Origin of the sequence: Lacticaseibacillus daqingensis (genome assembly GCF_003946115.1) — a bacterium.
Taxonomy (GTDB): Bacteria; Bacillota; Bacilli; order Lactobacillales; family Lactobacillaceae; genus Lacticaseibacillus; species Lacticaseibacillus daqingensis.
In genome coordinates, this window is record NZ_RHOH01000001.1 from 368,058 (window position 1) to 387,741 (window position 19,684).

Annotated in this window: 21 protein-coding genes; 20 read left to right on the top strand and 1 reads right to left on the bottom strand. The window is 51.3% G+C overall.

Features of this window, described 5'->3' with window-relative positions; translation table 11 throughout:
- The first annotated feature begins 170 nt into the window (after window positions 1-170).
- The 20 genes from EKM88_RS01430 (at window position 171) to EKM88_RS01510 (ending at window position 18,716) form a co-directional block, all read left to right on the top strand.
- Window positions 171-1,274: a phage portal protein gene (locus EKM88_RS01430; protein WP_125702399.1), complete on the top strand. Its 1,104-nt coding sequence runs from the start codon at window positions 171-173 to the stop codon at window positions 1,272-1,274.
- A 3-nt stretch (window positions 1,275-1,277) separates the two neighbouring features.
- Window positions 1,278-2,975, top strand: a complete 1,698-nt coding sequence (locus EKM88_RS01435) for a phage major capsid protein (protein WP_125702400.1) — start codon at window positions 1,278-1,280, stop codon at window positions 2,973-2,975.
- Between the two features lie 252 nt (window positions 2,976-3,227).
- Window positions 3,228-3,503, top strand: coding sequence for a hypothetical protein (locus tag EKM88_RS01440; RefSeq protein ID WP_125702401.1), 276 nt, complete (start codon window positions 3,228-3,230; stop codon window positions 3,501-3,503).
- 4 nt (window positions 3,504-3,507) lie between these two features.
- Window positions 3,508-3,822: a phage head closure protein gene (locus EKM88_RS01445; protein ID WP_225418400.1), complete on the top strand. Its 315-nt coding sequence runs from the start codon at window positions 3,508-3,510 to the stop codon at window positions 3,820-3,822.
- The gene (locus tag EKM88_RS01450; protein ID WP_225418401.1) at window positions 3,815-4,231 is read left to right on the top strand and encodes an HK97-gp10 family putative phage morphogenesis protein; all 417 of its coding nucleotides are present in this window, start codon (window positions 3,815-3,817) and stop codon (window positions 4,229-4,231) included. The genes EKM88_RS01445 and EKM88_RS01450 overlap by 8 nt, the downstream gene beginning before the upstream one ends.
- Complete coding sequence (locus EKM88_RS01455; protein WP_125702403.1) at window positions 4,228-4,608, top strand: DUF806 family protein; 381 nt, start codon at window positions 4,228-4,230, stop codon at window positions 4,606-4,608. Before EKM88_RS01450 ends, EKM88_RS01455 begins: the two co-directional genes overlap by 4 nt.
- A 3-nt stretch (window positions 4,609-4,611) precedes the next feature.
- A complete protein-coding gene (locus EKM88_RS01460) occupies window positions 4,612-5,220 on the top strand; it encodes a phage tail protein (RefSeq protein WP_125702404.1) in 609 nt (202 codons plus the stop codon).
- A 189-nt stretch (window positions 5,221-5,409) separates the two neighbouring features.
- Window positions 5,410-5,754: a phage tail tube assembly chaperone gene (locus EKM88_RS01465; RefSeq protein WP_125702405.1), complete on the top strand. Its 345-nt coding sequence runs from the start codon at window positions 5,410-5,412 to the stop codon at window positions 5,752-5,754.
- Window positions 5,755-5,806: 52 nt separating this feature from the next.
- On the top strand, window positions 5,807-5,959 hold the full coding sequence (locus EKM88_RS13195) for a hypothetical protein (protein ID WP_164511962.1): 153 nt from the start codon (window positions 5,807-5,809) through the stop codon (window positions 5,957-5,959).
- A gap of 55 nt (window positions 5,960-6,014) precedes the next feature.
- On the top strand, window positions 6,015-9,416 hold the full coding sequence (locus EKM88_RS01470) for a tape measure protein (protein WP_125702406.1): 3,402 nt from the start codon (window positions 6,015-6,017) through the stop codon (window positions 9,414-9,416).
- Between the two features lie 10 nt (window positions 9,417-9,426).
- Window positions 9,427-10,500, top strand: a complete 1,074-nt coding sequence (locus EKM88_RS01475; protein WP_225418402.1) for a distal tail protein Dit — start codon at window positions 9,427-9,429, stop codon at window positions 10,498-10,500.
- Window positions 10,501-10,695: 195 nt separating this feature from the next.
- Window positions 10,696-10,911, top strand: a complete 216-nt coding sequence (locus EKM88_RS13460) for a phage distal tail protein (protein WP_404819953.1) — start codon at window positions 10,696-10,698, stop codon at window positions 10,909-10,911.
- Window positions 10,911-13,271: a phage tail protein gene (locus tag EKM88_RS01480; RefSeq protein WP_125702407.1), complete on the top strand. Its 2,361-nt coding sequence runs from the start codon at window positions 10,911-10,913 to the stop codon at window positions 13,269-13,271. Before EKM88_RS13460 ends, EKM88_RS01480 begins: the two co-directional genes overlap by 1 nt.
- A 15-nt stretch (window positions 13,272-13,286) precedes the next feature.
- Complete coding sequence (locus tag EKM88_RS01485; protein ID WP_125702408.1) at window positions 13,287-15,191, top strand: DUF859 family phage minor structural protein; 1,905 nt, start codon at window positions 13,287-13,289, stop codon at window positions 15,189-15,191.
- A gap of 9 nt (window positions 15,192-15,200) precedes the next feature.
- A complete protein-coding gene (locus EKM88_RS01490) occupies window positions 15,201-15,572 on the top strand; it encodes a phage infection protein (protein ID WP_125702409.1) in 372 nt (123 codons plus the stop codon).
- A 1-nt stretch (window position 15,573) separates the two neighbouring features.
- Complete coding sequence (locus EKM88_RS13655) at window positions 15,574-15,699, top strand: CD1375 family protein (RefSeq protein WP_404819954.1); 126 nt, start codon at window positions 15,574-15,576, stop codon at window positions 15,697-15,699.
- Window positions 15,674-15,958 carry a hypothetical protein gene (locus EKM88_RS01495; RefSeq protein ID WP_125702410.1) on the top strand — a complete coding sequence of 95 codons (285 nt, stop codon included), beginning with the start codon at window positions 15,674-15,676 and terminating at the stop codon, window positions 15,956-15,958. Before EKM88_RS13655 ends, EKM88_RS01495 begins: the two co-directional genes overlap by 26 nt.
- Window positions 15,942-16,301, top strand: a complete 360-nt coding sequence (locus EKM88_RS01500; protein ID WP_125702411.1) for a phage holin — start codon at window positions 15,942-15,944, stop codon at window positions 16,299-16,301. The genes EKM88_RS01495 and EKM88_RS01500 overlap by 17 nt, the downstream gene beginning before the upstream one ends.
- A complete protein-coding gene (locus EKM88_RS01505) occupies window positions 16,285-17,529 on the top strand; it encodes a GH25 family lysozyme (RefSeq protein WP_125702412.1) in 1,245 nt (414 codons plus the stop codon). The genes EKM88_RS01500 and EKM88_RS01505 overlap by 17 nt, the downstream gene beginning before the upstream one ends.
- Before the next feature lie 101 nt (window positions 17,530-17,630).
- Window positions 17,631-18,716 carry a hypothetical protein gene (locus EKM88_RS01510; protein ID WP_125702413.1) on the top strand — a complete coding sequence of 362 codons (1,086 nt, stop codon included), beginning with the start codon at window positions 17,631-17,633 and terminating at the stop codon, window positions 18,714-18,716.
- A 48-nt stretch (window positions 18,717-18,764) separates the two neighbouring features.
- On the opposite strand, the gene EKM88_RS13465 is transcribed toward EKM88_RS01510, so the two are convergent.
- Complete coding sequence (locus tag EKM88_RS13465) at window positions 18,765-19,205, bottom strand: type II toxin-antitoxin system HicB family antitoxin (protein WP_225418403.1); 441 nt, start codon at window positions 19,203-19,205, stop codon at window positions 18,765-18,767.
- Window positions 19,206-19,684: the final 479 nt, after the last annotated feature.

Sequence of the window (19,684 nt, forward strand, 5' to 3'; positions counted from 1 at the left end):
CCGGCGATGATTACAGCCGCTCTGCCCCTGTTGTTATTTTTAGCAGGCATTGTGGCCTTTATCGTGGCGGGGTACCTAGTCAACGCGATTGTAGGGACGCTGGTGCTTGGCGTGGCTTGCATGGTCATTGGATGGGTGTTGTCACCTACGGCATCAAAGGGGGTGACTAAATGACAATAATTAATCCCTTTGCGAGGTTTCAGACTAGAAGCCAAGTGATACCATCGACTAACTTTGCACCTTTTGTGGTGAGTGGCGGGAAGGTGATACCTAACAACATGGTAGACGCCCGCTTTGCTCTTCAGAACTCAGATGTGTTTGCAGTCATCAACCTGCTTAGCTCCGACATCGCGAGTGCCACCATGAGTGCACCGGAACCGTTCCTAACTCTGCTTAGACGGCCTAACAACCTCATCTCTGGATACAACTTCTGGCAGAGCGTCGCGGCTCAACTGCTTTTGAGTGGTAACGCCTATGTGGCCTGTGAGAGAGACGCAAGCAATATCCCAACGCGCCTAGAGCTTGCACCTGCTGGTCAGATAGTAACCACACTGGCCGACAGCAACGCGGACATCTCTTACACCGTCAACTGGGGCGATGAACGGGGTAAGCGGAACTATCCAAATGCAAACATGCTTCACTTTAGACTGCTGGCGACTGGCTCCAATGAGTCCAACTTATATGTGGGTATCAGCCCACTGCAATCACTGGCAGAGTCAATCAACATGCAGGACTTTAGCAACCGCCTCACCCTGAGCTCACTCAAGCACGCATTGAACCCAAGCACAGTCCTGACTGCGGCTGAAGGGGCGCTGTCCAAAGACGAAAAAGAGGGCATCCGCGCTGGATGGGAAGCCGCCAATGAAGGCGAGAACGCTGGTAGAGCCATTGTGCTGGACCAAGCCGTCACCATGTCCTCTGTCAGCATCAATGCGGATGTGGCTAAGTTCCTCTCCACGCTAGACTTTGGCAAGACTCAGATAGCCAAGGCCTTTGGGGTACCAGACAGCTACCTGAACGGCCAAGGGGACCAGCAGTCATCAATTGAGATGACCAAGAGCCTGTACGCTAACACCCTCCGCCGCTACACAATGCCTATTGAATCGGAACTGTTCGCCAAGTTTGGGGTGACTGTAGAGCTGGACCAGAGCGCCGCCGTCGATGCAGATAACACGACATTGGTAAGCCAGATACAAGACCTATCAACGGGTCAGAATCCGGTCTTGTCGGCGACTGATGCAATGGCAATGCTACGCAAGAGGGGGGTGCTTTAGACCATGCAGAACTTAGATGTAAGAACATACGCAACCACTATCACGCGTGATACCTCAGATGATGGGGTCATGAAGATTAGTGGCTACGGCGCTGTCTTTAATCAACCGGCGCAAGCAGATAGCTTTGTTGAGTATATGAGACCAGAAGCGCTGGACGGGGTAGACCTATCTGGCGTTTTGCTTTTGTACGCTCACGACAGCAAGAATATTCTGGCCCGGGCTGACTCAGGTAACTTGAGCCTGAAAGTGGACAAGCAGGGGCTGGCCTTCACCGCCACCTTGCCGGATACCACACTGGGCCACGATACATACAGCAACATTCAAGCGGGCAACATCAAGGGTTGCTCTATCGGGTTCTCCATTACACCGGGTGGCGACAGCTGGGAGCAATTAGACGGCAAGACCACCCACATCATCAACAAGATTGACAAGGTGGTAGAGGTGAGCTTAACGCCTATCCCGGCCTACACAGAAACATCTGTCACGGTGCAGAGAGACCTAGAACATTTTGAAAGTGAGGAACACGCATTGGCAGAACCAGATAAAGCTGAAGAACCTGAAAAGGTAGCAGAGGCTGAAACGCCGGAACCCGAAAAGGCCCCGGATGAGAAAGTGCCGGAAACACGCGACGCTGAACCAGAAGCACCAGCAGAGCCAAAGCCTGATGAGTTGCAAGAGCTCCGGGCTGAGGTCTCTTCACTGACCGCAAAAATGAAAGCGCTTGCTAAAAAGGCTGATAAAGAGGAAGCCCCGGAACAGCGCGACATCGAAAACATTGAAGACAAGGGAGATAACACAATGGCAAAGACCATCACTGAACTGGACGAAAAGTCTGTAGAACAACGCGACTTGGAAGCGTTCTTGAAGACTGGCAAGGTTGAACACCGCGACGCTGAAGGCTTTACATCTGCTGAAGGTGAAGCCGTACTGCCGCTGGAAGTCCTGAACGTACTCAAGCAACCAGAAGACCCGGCACAGCTTTCCGGCTACGCGAACAAGGTGGCTGTCTCCGCGGCTACTGGTAAGCTCCCAGTGCTCAAGCGTGCAACCGCTCAGCTGGCGACTGCTGAAGAACTCGCGGAAAACCCGCAGATTGCAAATGCTTCTATCGAAAAGGTGACCTATGACGTGGCTACCTACCGTGGTCAACTGCCTATCTCTATGGAAATGGCTCAAGACTATGGCGACATTACTTCACTGTTAGCTCAATATGTGCAGACGGTCAAGAACCAAACTGAACAACACAAGATTGGCGCTGTGTTGGCAAAGGCTACCCCAGTAGCCGCTAAGTCCATTGATGACATCAAGGATGCCTACAACACCGGCCTGACCAACTATGGTGCCGACCGCATGTTTGTAATCTCTGAAGCCCTGTTCGCTGAACTGGACAAGGCCAAGGACAATGATGGCCGCTACCTGCTCCAAGACTCTATCGCTTCTGCGACAGGCAAGAGCTTGCTTGGTGCCCCGGTTGTGATTGTACCGGACGATGTGCTGGGCAAGGCTGGCGATAAGGTCGGCTTTGTAGGCTCTGTGAAGGCGTTCGTTCTGGAAGCTATCCGCGCTAACGTAACGCTGAACTGGGCCCGTAATGAGCAGTTTGAACAAATCTTGGGCGTTGCTTTCCGCGCTGACTTCAAGGTAGCCGACAAGGACGCGGGTAAGTTCATCACTTACAATGCCACGCCCAGTGAAGCCTAGTGAGGAAACGACTACCAGCACCACGACATCAACGGTAGCTCCAACAACCACTAGCACCACATCGACCACCAAAGCCCCGACTACCAGCACTACCACCACGACTGCCGCACCTGATGAGGGCGCGAGTAAATAAGGTAGGTACCGCGGTAGTGGGACAGGCGGTCCTATAAACCGGTAGTAAGTACACCATCGCCTAACGAATGACAACAATACCGCGATTAGCGGGGCGGTGATGTAGAGAGGGGTAAGCAGATGGATACAGAAGCATTGGCGGCTGAACTCTTGAATGAACTCAACTTGGATGACGCAGAGCTGACCACCCTGCAAGCCCAGATTGAATCAGCGATTGACATCACCAAGCGGTCCGCGGGCCAAGTCGATGAGACTAACCCCACCGCGATTAAAGCAGTGAAGACAATCGCCACTCAGTTGTACTATGACCGCACTTTATCAGAAGGCCTAAGCCGGGGCGTCATGATGATGCTCACACATCTACAGGCAGGTGCTCAGTATGCAGATAAAGCCTAGTGAGATGACCCGAAAAGTGCAACTAGGGCATGTTGGCAACGTGGTAGTGGGTGGCGTAAACAGAGACAAGTTTATCTCCGACTACTCACTGCACTACAAGGCTCAGAAGCGCACTTTGTCTCAGCAGTACCAACTTGTTGGAACACGCTTGGACGAAACACAAACCATCATCACAAGACACGACGCGAGAACAGAGACGGCCAAGCAGGCCCAGATAGGCCTTACCACCTACGACATCATCGACGTGTCCCCGGATGACGGCGGCGACTACATCCGCTACGACTATATCACCATCAAGGCGGTGTCCGGTCATGGCTGATATGGATGAGGTGCTGGAACAGTACCTGAAGAGCATCAAGCAGATAGCTGAGATGTCTGTGAAAGACAAGACCAAGATAACCTCAGCTGGGGCCAAGGTCATGGCCGACAAGCTCAAGCGGGCTACTGCGGTCAACCACCCAAACTACGGCGAGGGCGGCAACTACGGCCACCTGTCTGATGATGTAGGCTGGCAGGCCAAGAACGTCGATGGCAAGAAAGACGGTACCAGTACGGCGGGCTATGGTGACAAAGCCTTTGTAGCGCGTTTCCTCAACGACGGCACAAAGTTTATCCGCGGTGACCACTATGTAGAAGACGCTAGACAATCCGCACAGGGTGATGTCCTGAAAGCAGAGGCGGCAGAGTACAAGAAGCTCATCAAAAAGATAGAGGGTGGTAGCAAGTGACGATAGTAGAAGAGGCTCAAAACCTTTTGGACACGGCCGGTATCTCTGGCATAGACGACACTTACACCTACAATATCCCGTACTCCGAAAGCCCAGACACCAAGGTGACCCAAGTGCTCATCACAGACAATGGGAGCTCCGCTGAGTCCTATGGTAACGATGACTTTCACGCCTTTACCGGTGAGATAGAGCTACAGATATGGTACGCGGCTGTGGATGGCATCGACTACGACGCTACAGAAATGGCGATACTCAAGGCCTTCACGGCTCAGCACTGGCAGGTATCAGGATGGCGGCGGCGTGTGACTGACCCGGATACCAAGCAACTCAGCAACACAACATACATACGCAAGACACAAAACCTTAGGGGGAACTAATACATGGCAGTAGTAGGCGTAAAGTTAGTAAAGCTCGCGCTGGTCGATGATGAACAAAAGATTATCGCTGGTGAAGACGGCCTGTCTGAATCGGGTATTTACGAGATTGACAATAAGGACTTGGGTACCAAGTCGGCCAACATCACAGGGCTGGCTGGTACCATCACCAAGATTTATGGGAACAACACGGCTCAGGACGTAACGACTGGCGCGGCGGCACCAACCGTGGCTCTGGATGTCAACAACCTTGACTTCCTCATCTCTCAGAAGCTGAAGGGCTTTACCAGCGATGGTAAGGGCGGCTGGACTGATGAAAAGAAGAAGCAACACGTCGCAATGCTTATCCAGACGCAATCAATCGACCGCCAGCACAATGTGTACTTTGGCTTTGGTAACGGCCTCTGGACTGAATCTGAAAAGAACTTGCAGACTGATGATGCGGATGAGCACCGCGTAGACGATGCTTCGACGTACACGGCTCTGGATTGCATCGCCTTTGGGCATGTACCGTACAAGTTGTACTCCGACTTTGAAGAGACCTTTGAGGAAAGCGCAATGCTGGGCGAGGTTTTCGGCGGCTATAAGGCTGAGCCAGTGAGTAGTCCCAAGTAGCACCACCACAACAACCAAGGCCCCAACTACGACTAGCACCACTACCACTACAAAGGCAGAGTAGCTCAGCCGCAATTCTGAGGTGACTTGGAACGCTCAGACGCATAACTGGTCATCTACTTGCACCACAGCGCGCCTGACAACATACCGTAAATGACTGCATACTTACTACATAAAGGGAGCAATACGATGAAACTACAAATTAAGCAACTGGGCACCAAGCACTACGAGGTGAAGACCTCTAACCGCAACATGCGGGCTATGTTCGCCTTACAGCTCACCATGGCTAAGGCGGGTGACATCGACGGCTTGGACCCTGAAGAGCAAGTACAGCGGTCATACGAGATGCTGAATCAGGTACTGGACTTTATCCAAGGTGCGCTGAACCTCTCCGACAAGGACGCGGCTAAGCTAGATGACCTTGAGTTTGACCAGACTGTAGAGATTGCCAATTATGTCATTGCGAGAATGATGGGCATGTCTGATGAGGACATCGACTTGGCGCAGAAAAGCGACCAAAAAAGCCAAGACTAGCCCCGCGGAACTGGCCTTTGCCTATCAAAACCAGCTAGAAGATTTTGACCTGATGGCCCAAGATACGCTGGTGAACCTGCATTACACGCCTGAGCAGTTTGATGATACCGACTACTACCGGCTTTTGCAGATTATGGGCGCACGCTCCAAGGAAGACCGGCCAGTAGACCCCGCACAGCTTTACTCACAACTTACCAAGGGATAGACGACACACCAAAGTCGCCTGTCCCTTTTTTTATACAAGAAAGGAAGACGACTAAATGGCAAAGACAATACAGGCTGAGATGTCTACCAAGATTGCTCTGGACCTTGTAGAGGCTACTAAGTCAGTCAACGGCTTAACCTCAGCTGTCAAGGCCAGCCAGAATGCGTGGAAAGCCCAAGAGGCCATGTTGCGGTCCTCTGGCGATGCGCTCAAGGCTAGTCAGGCCAGATACGAGGGCTTAGGGAAGTCGATTGATGCCCAGCAGAAGAAAATCGACCTACTCAAGAAGCGCCAGTCAGAACTGCAAGGCAATACCAAGGAAACAGCAGAAGCCTACCTGAAGTACCAGAAGGACATCGACAGCGCTACTAAGCAACTGTCATCCATGCAGGCTCAGCAAGAGCGGGCCAAGTCTGCCATGTCCTATCAAGAGTCAGGGCTGGCTAAGCTACAGCAAGGCTACAAGCAGATGGGGGCTGTGTCTAAGTCCTACGTGGAACGACTCCAAGCTGAGGGCAAGACCCAAGAAGCCAACCAAGCCAAGATGAGCGGCTACAAGTCGGCTCTGTCTAACCTGAGTCAGCAACTGAAACTGCAAGAGGCGGAACTGGACCGGGTTGCAAGCTCTACGGGTAAGACCAGCTCTGAGTATGCCAAGCAAAAGGTACGCGTGAACGAAACGGCCACGGCTATCGCCAAGGCCAAGAACAGCATGGATGACCTGAACGATGAGATGAAGAAGGCCAGCCCGTCACCGTTCACCCGCATTAAAACCGCACTCTCCGGCCTGACCAAAGAAGGCGAAAAGACTCAATCTGTCTTTAAGTCCGTGTTCTCCGCCAACATCCTGTCTAGTGTGGTCACATCCGCATGGACTCACCTATCAGGATGGATTAGCTCTGCTACTGAGTCTGCTAAGGAATACTCTTTAGCACAGCAGACGATGAACGCCACTTGGACCACCTTAACGGGTAACGCCAAGAGCGGTCAGCAGATGGTTGACATGACCAACCAGATGGCGATTGCGGCCAACAATGCCACGGACATGGTGGACGGGATGAACCAAAAATTCTACGCCATAGCCAAGAACGCGGATGTCACCAAGGGCTTAACCAACTCTGTTCTGACTCTGCAAGATGCCTTTGGGCAGAGTGACGCGGCTGTAGAAAACTTCAGTACTCAGTTTGCCCAGATGATGTCTAACGGTAAGGTCGGCGCGCAGGACATGATGTCCTTTGTAAATACCTTCCCAGTGCTCAGAACCAACCTGCTGAAGGCAGAGCAGGCGCTGACTCACAACCACAAGCTGACCATGGCCCAGATGAACGACCTGATGAGCCAAGGTAAAATCAGCTCCGCGACGATGCAGAAGGTTCTGACTGATACCGCCAAGGAATACGGGGCCGCAACAGAGAACTTTGGTAAAACCATCCCGGGCATGATTAGAACCGTCAAGTCCCAGATGCCCGTGCTTCTGTCAGCAATCACCACACCGCTCACTACGGCGGCAAACCCCATCATTGGTACCATCTCCAACTGGGTATCCGACAGCAAGACCAAGGCCATGTTTACGCAAGTGGGCAAGACCTTTGCAGACGGGCTGAACAAGACCATCGCGGCGTTCGGCGGGGGAAGCAACTCCGCCACTAGTATGGTTGACTACCTCAATGCCGGGGTGCAGAAGCTCAATGACTTTATCGCTCGTACCTTTGACTATCTCGCAAAGCACGCGAGTGACATCAAGGGCGTGGCTAGTGACACTTGGACTATTGCAAAGACACTGGCCAGTGGTGTCTGGGAAGCCTTTAAGGGTGTACTGAGCACGATTGGTGATCTGCTGGGCGTAACTGGCAAGAACGGCAAGGCCGCTACTGACCCGCTGAAGACCCTGCACAGTATTCTGGACTGGATGGTTCAGCACAAGGCCCAAGTGAAGCTCTTTGGTGAGGTGCTGGCTGGTATCTGGATGACTAGCAAGGTATTGGCCTTCAGCAAGGCGATTGGCTCTGTACTTGGTACCCTCAAGAGTCTGGGCGATACCAAGCTGGCTACTTCTATCGGCAACACGTTCTCCAAGTTCACCTCAGGCACTAGCTTTGGTGGCTTTGGTCAGTCTATCAAGTCTGCTGGTGGTATCAAAGGTCTCACTACAGCGGGAAAAGTTGGTAACGGGCTGGCTATTGCTGGTGGTGCAATCGACGCCGGTATGAGCATCTACCAAGGTACCCAAGACAAGAAGGGCTCTACCAAGCAGTATGAAGACTATGGCACGGGTATTGGGACTGCCTTAGGTACTGGTATCGGTGCATTCTTTGGTGGCCCGCTGGGAGCCGCGATTGGTGCCAAGATTGGCGGATTTATCGGTAAGTGGGGCGGCCTAGGCGCTAAGAAGTTCATGACTGGCTGGGACTCCATCAAGGGTAAGAAGCCTGAGGACTTTCTGGGTAAGGTTGGCTACGATGCCCACAAGGCCGTCAACGGTGTAACCAAGTGGTGGCGCGATGTCCAAAAGGCCGACGCCAAGCAACAGAAGGCATTGGCTAAGCAACAGAAAGCCCAAAACAAGGCGATGGAAAAGGCTTGGGATGACTTCTGGACAGACACTAAGAACGGCTGGAACAAGTACTGGGACGGCGTAGGCGAAAAGGTGTCTAAGGGTGCATCCAAGCTCAAGAAGGATGCGACTAACGCGGCTGACACCATCCATGACAACTGGACGGGGTTCTGGTCTAGCGCCAAGAGCGGCTGGAACAACACAATGTCTAGCATCTCAAGCGCCGTATCCAAGAAGATGTCTAGTGCAAGGAACGCCGCGGGTGATGGGGTGAACTGGATTGTAAGTAAGTTCGGCTCATTCAGCTCTATTGGCTCTACGGTCAGCAAGGCCTTTAGCTCTATTGTCTCCGCAATCTCGCACCCCATCGAAACAGCTAAGTCTCTGGTAGACAAGGGCGTGTCCGCCATTAAGCGCATGTTCTCCGGCCTGCACATCAGCATCCCACATATCGACCTACCGCACTTTTCAATCTCCGGTAGCTTCAACCCACTTAAAGGCCAACTGCCGCATGTGGGTATCAAGTGGTATGCGAATGGTGGCATTTTGGACCAAGCTACTCTGCTGGGCATGTCGGCTAACACCGCCCATGTTGCTGGTGAAGCAGGGCCAGAAATGGTTATGCCGTTGTCTCAGGCTAAGGCCTCACGGGCATGGCAGTTGCTGGGCCAAGCAGTCGAACGTATCAACAAAAACCAGAGCACTAACAACGTTATAGGTGTAGAGAACAATAACACTTTGCTGGCTGAAAAGCTGGATAACATCGCGACACTGCTATCTAACTTGGCCTTTGCGGTGACCGTAGACCTTGACGGGGACGCAGTAGCACAGAAGCAAGCGCCTAAGGTTAAAGCAATCATAGATAACAGTAACCGGTTCAAAGACTACTGGCAGACGATATAGGAGGGTTCTAATGGCCGGAATAAGTGTAAAGTATAACGGAATCGACTTAGCACAGTGGATGGTGATACTGGACGTGCAACGCGGCGTAGGGGCCGTGCACCTGAACACCATGCAGAAGGTGGGCAAGTCAGATGGGCAGATGTGGCAGTATTCAAGCCTTGATGCCCGTACCATCACAGTCACGGGTCAGGTTAATAACAGCAACTTGGCAGTAGTAAGACGGGAACTGGGGGCGGCTCTGGAACATGACGGGCCAGCCCCTTTGATTTTAGGTGATGATGAAAGCGTTTACTACAATGCGTTGGTAGATGGGCAAGCAAGTATTGCAGAGGACTGGCGCAGTGGTACCGTTACAATCTCTTTCATCGTGCCGGACGGGGTGGCTCACTCAGTCACCACCACCAGCTTTAACAACCATGGTATGGACGGGCTGATGGGCCAGACGGTCAAGGTGACGAACAAGGGGAGCTATGCGGCTTACCCGGTCATCACAGCCAAGATGATTGGTGATAATGGGGTAGTGTCTTTGGTCAATTCTGAGGGTGGTGCCTTGCAGTTCGGTAACCCTGAAGAGATTGATGGAACAGAGGAACAACGCTCTGAACGGGCGTATCACTATACCTTTGACAGTGCACCAACAGACGTTGTGCTGAATAAGGGGACAATTGCCTTTCCATACTATGGTGGGGATACAAGGAACCATAATGAGCAAACTGGGCCGTTTGATTACACCACCTACCCGGGTACAGCAACACCCGCAAGTATCCGCACCAAAGATATGTTTTGGTCAGGCCCTTCTATGAGTGGCTCTTTGAAAGCAAACTCATCTGGCAAACTGAACGGTAATTTTCAGTGGGTTAACCGCTTTATGTTTGCAACTAACAAGAACTCTGTGGGGCGCTGTGAGTTTAACCTGACTAAGGGTGATAAAGTTGTAGCCTCACTGCTACTGTATGATTATTCTCCTTCTGCCGACATGCTCATGTTTGAGGGCACTGTGAACGACCAACACCTGTTTTTGGATAACTTACCCCGCAACTACTACAAAAACGGCGAGTATGATTTTGTTATCACTAAAATGTGAAACCAAGTTAACTTTAGGCTGGACCGTGTTGGGCTTGGTGGCGGTGGTAGTGAAACCCGGATAGTAGAGGGTTTTGATGCCTCAGAAATAGATGGCTGGACTGTCTGGTTAACAGGGTTCTCTGATACCAATGGTTGGACGCTAAAGTGGGAAGACAGCTATTTTGACTGGATAAATGTTAACCACTGGAACAACATACCCAACAGATACAAGGATGGCGACACACTGAAGATTGACGTAGCAAACAGAGCCGTTTACCTAAACGATGTTGAAACACCCAACTTGCATACGGTTGGCAATGACTGGGAAGGTTTTGCTCTAGCCCCAGGTGACACGACTATTGACCTTATAAGCAGTAGTTGGGCGGATATGTACGACTGCACTGTAGAGTTGAGGGAGGCATATGTATAGTGGACTTCTATTTTACTGATAGACAGTATAACGTTTTAGGCGTGGCCTCTACGGATTCTACGTCACCTCGGCGGGTTGCCAATGAGACTGAGCAACAGAGCACAGAAGCGGCTACTGTGGCACTCTCAGGCACCCTCTACTTTACTCGTGACAACCTAACTCAAGCGCGGTCCATGGCGGCCACTGGTAACTACATTTTATATAGAGATGACCAAGACCAAGACCAGTTTCTAACCATCCTTGAAAGCCACCTCAATGCCAGTACTCAGTCCATCAGCTTTGCCGGTGACTCTGCTGGTAATGACTTGCGTAATGAAACTGTGAACAGCTACACCGCAAGCAAGGCCATGACATTTGCTGAATACTTTGCACTATTTGCTACAGATTCAGGTTGGGAGGTTGGTGTAAATGAAGCGGCAAACAATACCCGTACTTTAAGCTGGGAAGGGGAAGAAACCGCCTATGAACGGCTTTTGTCTACTGCTACTGAGTTTGGTGTAAAAGTAGAGTTTAGCTTTACCATTCATGGAACGGACCCCGTGAAGCGCTATGTCAACATCCGCAACTCCATTGGGACGGATAGCTTTGTAACCCTACGCGTGGGCAAGGAACTGAACTCCATCACGGTTGATACTGACATGTACGACATGTATAACGCTGTCTATGCAACTGGCGGCACACCTGATGGTAGTGATACTGCAATTACCTTGAAAGGCTACAAGTGGACTGACCCTGAAGGCCGCTACATCTTAACAAGTGATGGTAGTTTACGAGATACTGAGTCTGTTAAAACGTGGTCAAGACTCAGAAGCAATGACAACCCAACACCGACAGACAGCTACCTTAACCATGTTAAGAACTATGAGGCTGTGACGCAAGATACACTCTTGCAGAGCGCCTTGGCTGACCTGAAGAAGTATAACCATCCGGCGGTCAACTACACCTTGGATGTGGCGAGACTGCCTAATAACGTGCATAAGGGCGATACCATCCACATTGAGGATGCAGAGCTGGGCTTATATCTCTCTGGTACCGTTCTGGACATCTCTAAGAGCTACAGCGAAAACAGCACCACGGCTACGGTGGGGGATTACAAGATTGAACCCAATAAAGTGGCCGCAAGCCTTAAAAACCTAGCAACCAACCTGAAAGCCTCAACTGCTAAAACAGATAAGGCTTTTTCTTATGCCTCTCAGGTGGGCGAGACAGCGGAACAGGCCATGACAGCGGCGGATGACGCCACAAAGAAGGCTGATGCGGCTCAGACAGCGGCGGATAATGCTCAGAATACCGCAGATACAGCTAACACTAATGCTGATAAGGCGCAGGACACTGCCAATGATGCTAAGAATACGGCTGATGACGCAAAGGACACTGCTAATAGCGCGGCGGCTGATGCAGATGAGGCCAAAAAGCAGGCGCAAGTGGCGACAGACTCGGCTGAAGCACTAGCCAATACTGTTAATACCATCAAGCCGGTTGTAGAGCAGGCTCAGGCAGATATAGCGGATGCAAAAGCCAACGCAGATACGGCTCTAGCCAATGCTCAGACGGCTATTGCTAACTCAGAGGGTAACAGCACTGCTATTGATACGGTTAGCAAGTCAGTTACTGACCTTACTGATGGTTTAGCGCTAAAGGCTGATAAAACCGGTGTAGATACCCTTAGTCAGACTGTGAAAGCACAGGGCACAACCCTGTCAGCAAACACTGAGGCTATTGAAGCTAAGGCCGAAAAGTCAGAAGTTGACGCACTGAACGATACTGTGACGGCTCAGCAGACCAGCATTAATGAAAATGCAGAGGCTATCAAGCTAAAGGCTGACCAGACTTCCATAGATGACCTAGGGTCTAGGGTAGACAACGCAGAACAGCAGATTACACCGGATGCTATCACCAACACTGTGCTTGGTTCTGAAGACTTCACCAGCTTTCAGGCGGCCAACGAGGAAGACAAGGCGGCTTTGCAGGATGCACTGGACGGTGTGGCGGATGACCAGCAGGTGTCTTTGCAACGTTTAGCCCAAGTTGAGCAGACGGCGGGGGCAGTGAAAACTACTGTATCTACCATGGCCTCTAAGGTTGATGACATGCAGACAGTCACTACGAACGTTGCTAACTATATGCAGTTCGACAGCAACGGGTTGAGCTTGGGGAAGTCAGACTCGCCACTAACTGTCACCGTTGATAACAAGCAACTCACATTCAAAGACGGTGGGAAGCAGGTGGCCTACGTCAACGGCCAAAAGATGTATATCTCTGACCTGCAAGTGCTGAACTCAATCAAACTTGGCTACCACAAAATCAGTAAATACAGCTCAGACGGCGAAACAACAGCAATCACGTTCGTGGGTGAGTAGGAAGGAAGTTTATAAATGGCATTATCAGGTTCTTATAGCTATGCGGTCACTGCTTCTGACACCATCGTAGTGGACTGGTCAGCTACTCAAAACATTGCGGCTAACCAGTCAAAGGTTACTGTCCATGTTAATCTGGTTCGTGGCTCTTATGGCCGGATTGACGCGCATAACGCACAGGCCGACTTATGGATTACTGGGGGTCACTGGACTAATGCCAGCGCGGTAATTGGCGGGGGAAACAACACCACAACTCTGCTGATTGCGGTAGACCAGACCATTAACCATAACGCTGATGGGACTGCATCATTCACCATTGGCTTTACCCAAGTGTTCAACATCAAATTTTCTGGCAGGTACATCGGGACGGTCAACCCCGGTGATAGAACTTTCACCCTGAACACTATCCCACGTGCCAGCTCATTTTCCTCTATCAGCAACATCACGCTAGGGCAGAACATTACTGTCAACATTGCTAACCATGCAAACTTTAGCCACAACATCGAAATGAAGTTGAATGGCACAACGATTCAGGGGTGGCAGGGGCTAGGCGGCGGGGTGAACACCCTCACACTGAATGATGTCGCAACTAACGCTCTGACTGCGGCTTTGGCTAACACAACCTCAGTTCCTATTTCATGGATTATGAGCACTAACTCGGGGAGTACCATGATAGGCGGGATTGCTAGTAGTAATTCTACGGTCTCTCTACCAGCTTCTGAGCTAACTCCCACGGTGGGCACCCTGACCATCGCAGAGGCTAACGCCACGGCGGCTAAGCAGTTCAAGGCAGGGAGTTACATTCAGGGTATCTCCCAGCTCAAGTTCACGGTGTCGGGTAGCTCCGCCACTCACGGTGCGACCATCAAGACCACTGCCATTAGCTTTGAGGGGTCAAACTACGAGAATGGTGCTACCAGTTCGGCTATCAGTACTTCTGGTGCGGTCAAGGCTACGGCTACTGTGACTGACTCACGTGGGGTCCAAGCCTCTACCTCAGTTACCATCAACGTCACAGCCTATCAAGCCCCACAGATTACCACAGCAATTGCTATGCGTAGTAACGCCAATGGGGGCTTTGTATCAGATGGACAGTATTGCACGGTTATTTACAAAGCATCATCTACAAACTTGCCACTAGCAAACGGAAAGAATGCAGTCAAGGTAGCCATTGATAGCCAACTGGCAAACGCTTCAAACTGGACGAACATTGAGACTATCCCTTATACAGGCACTTCCGCAGAGGATACCAAGGTTCTAGGCTCAGACTACGATGGAACCAAGCAGTATAACGTGCGACTTGTAGTCACAGATGCAGTAGGCGGTTCAACTCAAGTTGTTGTCACTCTTGATGTGGCCCACGTTCTGATGTCGTGGGGCAAGACCCAAGTTGGTATTGGGAAGGTGGCACAGCACGGCACTCTTGACATTCTGGGCGACACCTACATGGACGGCGAACTGAATGTCAACGGTAAAATCAGCTTGGCTGGTCCACTAGAAATGCAGGGACAACTCAGCCTATCTAGCCAAGATGGGGAAACGACATATACCGGTGTGCTTACGGCACAACTACTTGAGCAGTTAGACAACACAGAGAAAAAGGCTTGGGAAGGCGGTATCTATCCTTGGCACAGTGACAAAGCAATCATGTCCATACCACTCAGCAAGACGCTAACTGGTTGGCTACTTGTGTGGGACTACTATAAGGGCGGTATTGGGCAGAACGACAAGTACAACTACACGATTCTGCCAAAAGCCGCGCGGCAACTTCCTGTGGGCAGGATAGACGTTCCTCTGGGCATGAATAACGTCGGTAACATGGTGAAGGTTCTTTGGTTCTCTGACACAAATATTGAGGGCGATGACAAGAACGGCACAGACTTGAACGCTCAAGCTATACTGTGTCGTGTCTTTGCAATCTAGGAGGTAGCTATGGAAAAAGAAAAACTGGCCGTGCTGATGAACCTTGACACAGCGGGCTACATCATGGGATACCAGCAAGAGTTCTGGGATGGTGACACGTGGCAGACACCTTTTGATACCACTAACACTGTACTCCTGCCTCAGTCTGAAATAGACAAGATTTCTCTGGGGGCGACCAAGCTGGTTGACGGGCACTTGGTAGTTGACAAGGACAAACAAGCAGAACTTGAAGCCCAACAGCCAAGTATAGACGAGCCAGTAGACTATGGCGCAAAGATTGCCGACCTAGAAGCACAGCTTAAACAGGCTAACGATGCAACCTTGGAGCTGGCGGACATGATGCTAGGGGGTGACAGCGATGCAACTACCAGCACTGACTAGGATGTATGCAGACGCAGTACGAGCGGGTGAACGTACCTTGGACAAAGTACCCCCACGTATCAGACAAGATGTACAAACATTGTTGGAGAGTGAGGGAGAAGATGACACAGTGGATAGCAGTAATTAGTGCTGGCGTTGGCGCGCTTGGCACTATTTTTGTCGCCAAAATCAAACACGGCGACCATGAGGATGTCTACGCTGACCACACCGCAGAACTGTTCGACCGGCTGGATAAAATCACCCAAGAGCGCGATGAGCTCAAGGCTCAGGTGATTGCACTTCAGGGCAAGGTAGATGAGCAGACGCGGCAGATTGAGGCGTTGACTACGCAGATGAAAGCACTGACCAAGACAGTGAAGGGAGCAGAACATGAACAACTGGACTGAGTTAATCGTGAGCATTGCAGTGGCCGTTATCCCCGTCATTGGGGCGTTTGTCTCTAAGAGGCTAGTAGGCAATAAGCAGGCGGTCTCCCTCATCCAAGCTATTGAGCCACTGGCTCAGGCGGCGGTGACTGCGGCGGAACAGATGGGGGTTACTGACCAGTTGACCGGGGCCGCTAAGAAGTCAGGGGCGGTGCAGTCTGTGATGACTTCACTGGCTAAACTGGGGTTCACCAAGGCAGATGAGCAGATGGTAGGCGATGCGGTCGAAAAGGCGTTCGCTGACCTCAAGACCCAACTACATAGCACATATGGAAAGGACGGCAAGAATGAAGAAGACAAGTAAGCTAATGGTGGTACTGGCTGGGGCTGTGATGGCTCTGGCCTTTTCTACCTCAAGTATCGTATCCGCGGCTACTAGGGAGTATGGCGTTGACTGGTCCAAGTATCAGGGCAACTATGGTAAGTACGGCACGGCCAAGGACAAATTTGTGATTGCCCAAGTCGGGGGCACCTATAATGGGTACTATGTTGACCAAGCTACATACAATACCCAAGTGTCCTCTGCGATTGCGGCGGGTAAGTACGCGCATACCTACATCTGGTACCAAGTCGGCGGTAACACCACGGTGGCTAAGGCCGCGATGGACCGCTTTTTACCCCGCGTGCAGACGCCAAAGGGTTCTATTGTAGCGCTGGACTATGAGGCCGGTGCTTCAGGTGACAAGCAGGCGAACACGAACACTATCATCTACGGGTTGAACCGGGTCAAGGCGGCAGGCTACACACCTGTGCTGTACTCCGGTAAGTACTATCTGAATGACAACACTTACTACTCGCAGATTAACAAGGCCTTCCCCAACTCCCTCTGGATTGCAGGGTACCCGCTGAATGGGGTCCAAACAGAAGCCCCATTTAAGTACTTTCCAAGCTATGATGGTATCGCTATCTGGCAGTTCACCAGCTCATATGGCTCTGCGGGGCTAGATGGCAACGTGGACTTGCTGGGCATCACTCACAAGGGCTACGACGGCTCCCACAAGACAGATACGGGCAAGGTGGTTGTGACCCCAAACACATCTACTCCGGCTACCTCAGCAGGGCAGGCGGCCAACCACACGGCTAAGGCTGACATTAAGGCTGGTACCACGGTCAAGGTCAATCTGTCTGCTAGTCGATGGGCTACGGGGCAGAGTATCCCAAGTTACATCAAGGGTAAGACCTACACCGTGCGCCAAGTCTCAGGTGACCGCGTTCTGTTGGATGGGGTCATGAGCTGGGCCAAGAAGACTGATGTAGAGATTCTAGCCACCAGCACCGCTCAACCGGTGTCTAGCTTTGACTACGCCCAACGGGGCCTCTACCGGCCAAGCGTCACGGTCAATGTGCGCACCGGGGCAGGTACTCAGTACAAGGTAACCGGCCACCTTGGCTATGGTGACCACATCACCTATAACCATGTCTACGTCAAGAACGGCATGGTATGGGCACGGTACCAGAGCTACACTGGCGTCCGCTATGTCGCACTTGGTGTGATGGGTGGCAAGGCGTATGGGACACGCTCTGTATACTAGTCTCATTAGGGCCTCAGCAGATGCTGGGGTCTTTTTTTCGTGCCAAAATGATACCGCCTTTATGCTATTATAAATGCAGTGATAATAAGGGGGGACTGCACTTGGCAAAGTTCGCAGATGATTTCTACAGTAACATGGATGGGCAAGAACTGGACAAGTTGAAGCGAGTTATAGAATTGCTAGAGGAAAATGAAACCAGTGATACCCGGCAACTCCATGAAGGAAAAGAGCTAGAATGGCATTTTGCCCTGTGCAAGCCAATCCAAACATCTTTTACGCAAAAGAAGTATTCACGAGCAGTATTTATAAATGATTATTATTCCGCATATTTTCCGGCGTCAAGTAAACTAATTGATGAAAATGGGAAAGTAGACAAACTTGATAAGGTTATAATGGTTCCACACTCTGACTTAATGGAAAAAGGATACAGTGAAGGCCTTGGCAATTCAGTTACTATAACGTACCATCCATTTACTGTAACGTACAATCCAGTTGTACATATAATTAACAATCCAGTTCTGCGGGTTGATGAGCCCGGTGGTTACTCACGTGAAAATGTTAGGCGCGCTGTGGCTTACGTTGCCACCCGTCGCGATGAAGCTGAAAAGGTACAGGAGCAGAAGCAAGCAGAGGAACAGGCGGCGCAAGAACAGAAGCAGGCAGAGGAACAGAAAGCAATCACTGACCGCCGTAGTCGATTAAATGCCGCACCCGTTCAACCTGAGGAGGAGCCAGATATGGGAGAAGAACCCCGCACACGAGTAGGACGCAATGCTGGTGTACAACAGCATCGCCATGAACGCGTTGAGCAAGTAGAGGAGACCGTACAAGCCCCTGTAGAACCTGAACCAGCCCCAAGAAAGGCGCGCACCACTTCTGGTAACGCTAAGTTTTCGTTTGATACGGCTAAGTACATCATCAGTGTAAACACCATCCCGGATGGCTTTGTATTTCTGAAGCCTGCTTACTATGCGTATTCTGCAACCATGTCTTTAGGCTCTGTCTTTGGAAACGCGGGCAATGGATATGCCAAGGCGTACAACGCGGTACTGGCAGGCATTCAGGCTGAAATAGATAAAGGTGAGTTTGATGCCCTATTCAATATGCGGGTTATCACCAAAGACACCTCTGATTCTACTGAGTATGATTGTGTCATCTATGGGGACGCCTGCATAGTTGCTGAGTAGGGCAAAATAATAGACCTCAACCTTAGGCTGGGGCCTATTTTTGTCTACTCATTTTGCTGGTACTGTGACGGATACCATCTGCACAATTAGCCCCGGGTTGGCGGTCTTGACCTCTTCAAAGCTAGAAGGTGTTGGGTACTCCACATAGTCTGGTAGGGCGACTGCTAGGGCATTAGGGGCCGCCGTTAAGGCCTCTTCTAGTGTTGCGCCTTGGCTCACCGTGTCTGGGACATCCGGGAAGGTCACTGTATACTGTCCATCATTGTCTGCGTTGTCGAACACTGCCGGATACATCAGAGTTGCCGTGCTGTGCTTTTTCAGGGCGTGTAAACCCCAGATGCCAAGTCCCATTGCACCAACGCCAAACACAGTACCAAGTACAGCACCGCCACCAATGAGGCCTGCCACCACAGCACCGGGGCCACCAAGACTCTTCACTAAGTCACCTTTACCATAAAGCCCAAGGTTGTCTATTGGGTTATGTGCCATTTCTTTCACCTCATACCTTTTTGACTATACTATACAACGCCTGAGGCATCCATAGGATAGGGCTAAGGACTGAACTTGGAAAGCACACGCCACCACCCCTAAGACGCTCACACGGCTCTCTCAGGACGCTACAGGCCTATCACAGTGCCACCCCGGGGCTTGTGTAATTGCTGATAGTTACCCCCTTGCCAAAAAGGCAAACTGTGGGGGCTCATTGCCCCATTGCATACACAGCCCGTTATAGCAGATGGCGCTAAGCTCACCCGCAAACAGCACTCAATCTCTACCACAATTCTGCCCGTGGTACCACTGGTGGGAGTTTGAGGTTTATCTATCGTTAGAAGTGCGGTCGAACTCATGAAAACACCGCGATTACACCAAGTGGCTGAGCGTACCCCGTGACGTTTCCGCCACCAGAATGTCCACCCCTACAGTTTAGCTTTATAGTCGCAAGGCCGTAGACGCCAAGGTATGACGAT

What these genes read in the sequence shown, in the direction of transcription:
- EKM88_RS01430 (WP_125702399.1), top strand. Translation starts at nt 171, where the DNA reads ATGACAATAATTAATCCCTTTGCGAGGTTTCAGACTAGAAGCCAAGTG.
- EKM88_RS01435 (WP_125702400.1), top strand. Translation starts at nt 1,278, where the DNA reads ATGCAGAACTTAGATGTAAGAACATACGCAACCACTATCACGCGTGAT.
- EKM88_RS01440 (WP_125702401.1), top strand. Translation starts at nt 3,228, where the DNA reads ATGGATACAGAAGCATTGGCGGCTGAACTCTTGAATGAACTCAACTTG.
- EKM88_RS01445 (WP_225418400.1), top strand. Translation starts at nt 3,508, where the DNA reads ATGACCCGAAAAGTGCAACTAGGGCATGTTGGCAACGTGGTAGTGGGT.
- EKM88_RS01450 (WP_225418401.1), top strand. Translation starts at nt 3,815, where the DNA reads ATGGCTGATATGGATGAGGTGCTGGAACAGTACCTGAAGAGCATCAAG.
- EKM88_RS01460 (WP_125702404.1), top strand. Translation starts at nt 4,612, where the DNA reads ATGGCAGTAGTAGGCGTAAAGTTAGTAAAGCTCGCGCTGGTCGATGAT.
- EKM88_RS01465 (WP_125702405.1), top strand. Translation starts at nt 5,410, where the DNA reads ATGAAACTACAAATTAAGCAACTGGGCACCAAGCACTACGAGGTGAAG.
- EKM88_RS13195 (WP_164511962.1), top strand. Translation starts at nt 5,807, where the DNA reads ATGGCCCAAGATACGCTGGTGAACCTGCATTACACGCCTGAGCAGTTT.
- EKM88_RS01470 (WP_125702406.1), top strand. Translation starts at nt 6,015, where the DNA reads ATGGCAAAGACAATACAGGCTGAGATGTCTACCAAGATTGCTCTGGAC.
- EKM88_RS01475 (WP_225418402.1), top strand. Translation starts at nt 9,427, where the DNA reads ATGGCCGGAATAAGTGTAAAGTATAACGGAATCGACTTAGCACAGTGG.
- EKM88_RS01485 (WP_125702408.1), top strand. Translation starts at nt 13,287, where the DNA reads ATGGCATTATCAGGTTCTTATAGCTATGCGGTCACTGCTTCTGACACC.
- EKM88_RS01490 (WP_125702409.1), top strand. Translation starts at nt 15,201, where the DNA reads ATGGAAAAAGAAAAACTGGCCGTGCTGATGAACCTTGACACAGCGGGC.
- EKM88_RS13655 (WP_404819954.1), top strand. Translation starts at nt 15,574, where the DNA reads ATGTATGCAGACGCAGTACGAGCGGGTGAACGTACCTTGGACAAAGTA.
- EKM88_RS01495 (WP_125702410.1), top strand. Translation starts at nt 15,674, where the DNA reads ATGACACAGTGGATAGCAGTAATTAGTGCTGGCGTTGGCGCGCTTGGC.
- EKM88_RS01500 (WP_125702411.1), top strand. Translation starts at nt 15,942, where the DNA reads ATGAACAACTGGACTGAGTTAATCGTGAGCATTGCAGTGGCCGTTATC.
- EKM88_RS01505 (WP_125702412.1), top strand. Translation starts at nt 16,285, where the DNA reads ATGAAGAAGACAAGTAAGCTAATGGTGGTACTGGCTGGGGCTGTGATG.
- EKM88_RS13465 (WP_225418403.1), bottom strand. Translation starts at nt 19,205, where the DNA reads ATGGCACATAACCCAATAGACAACCTTGGGCTTTATGGTAAAGGTGAC.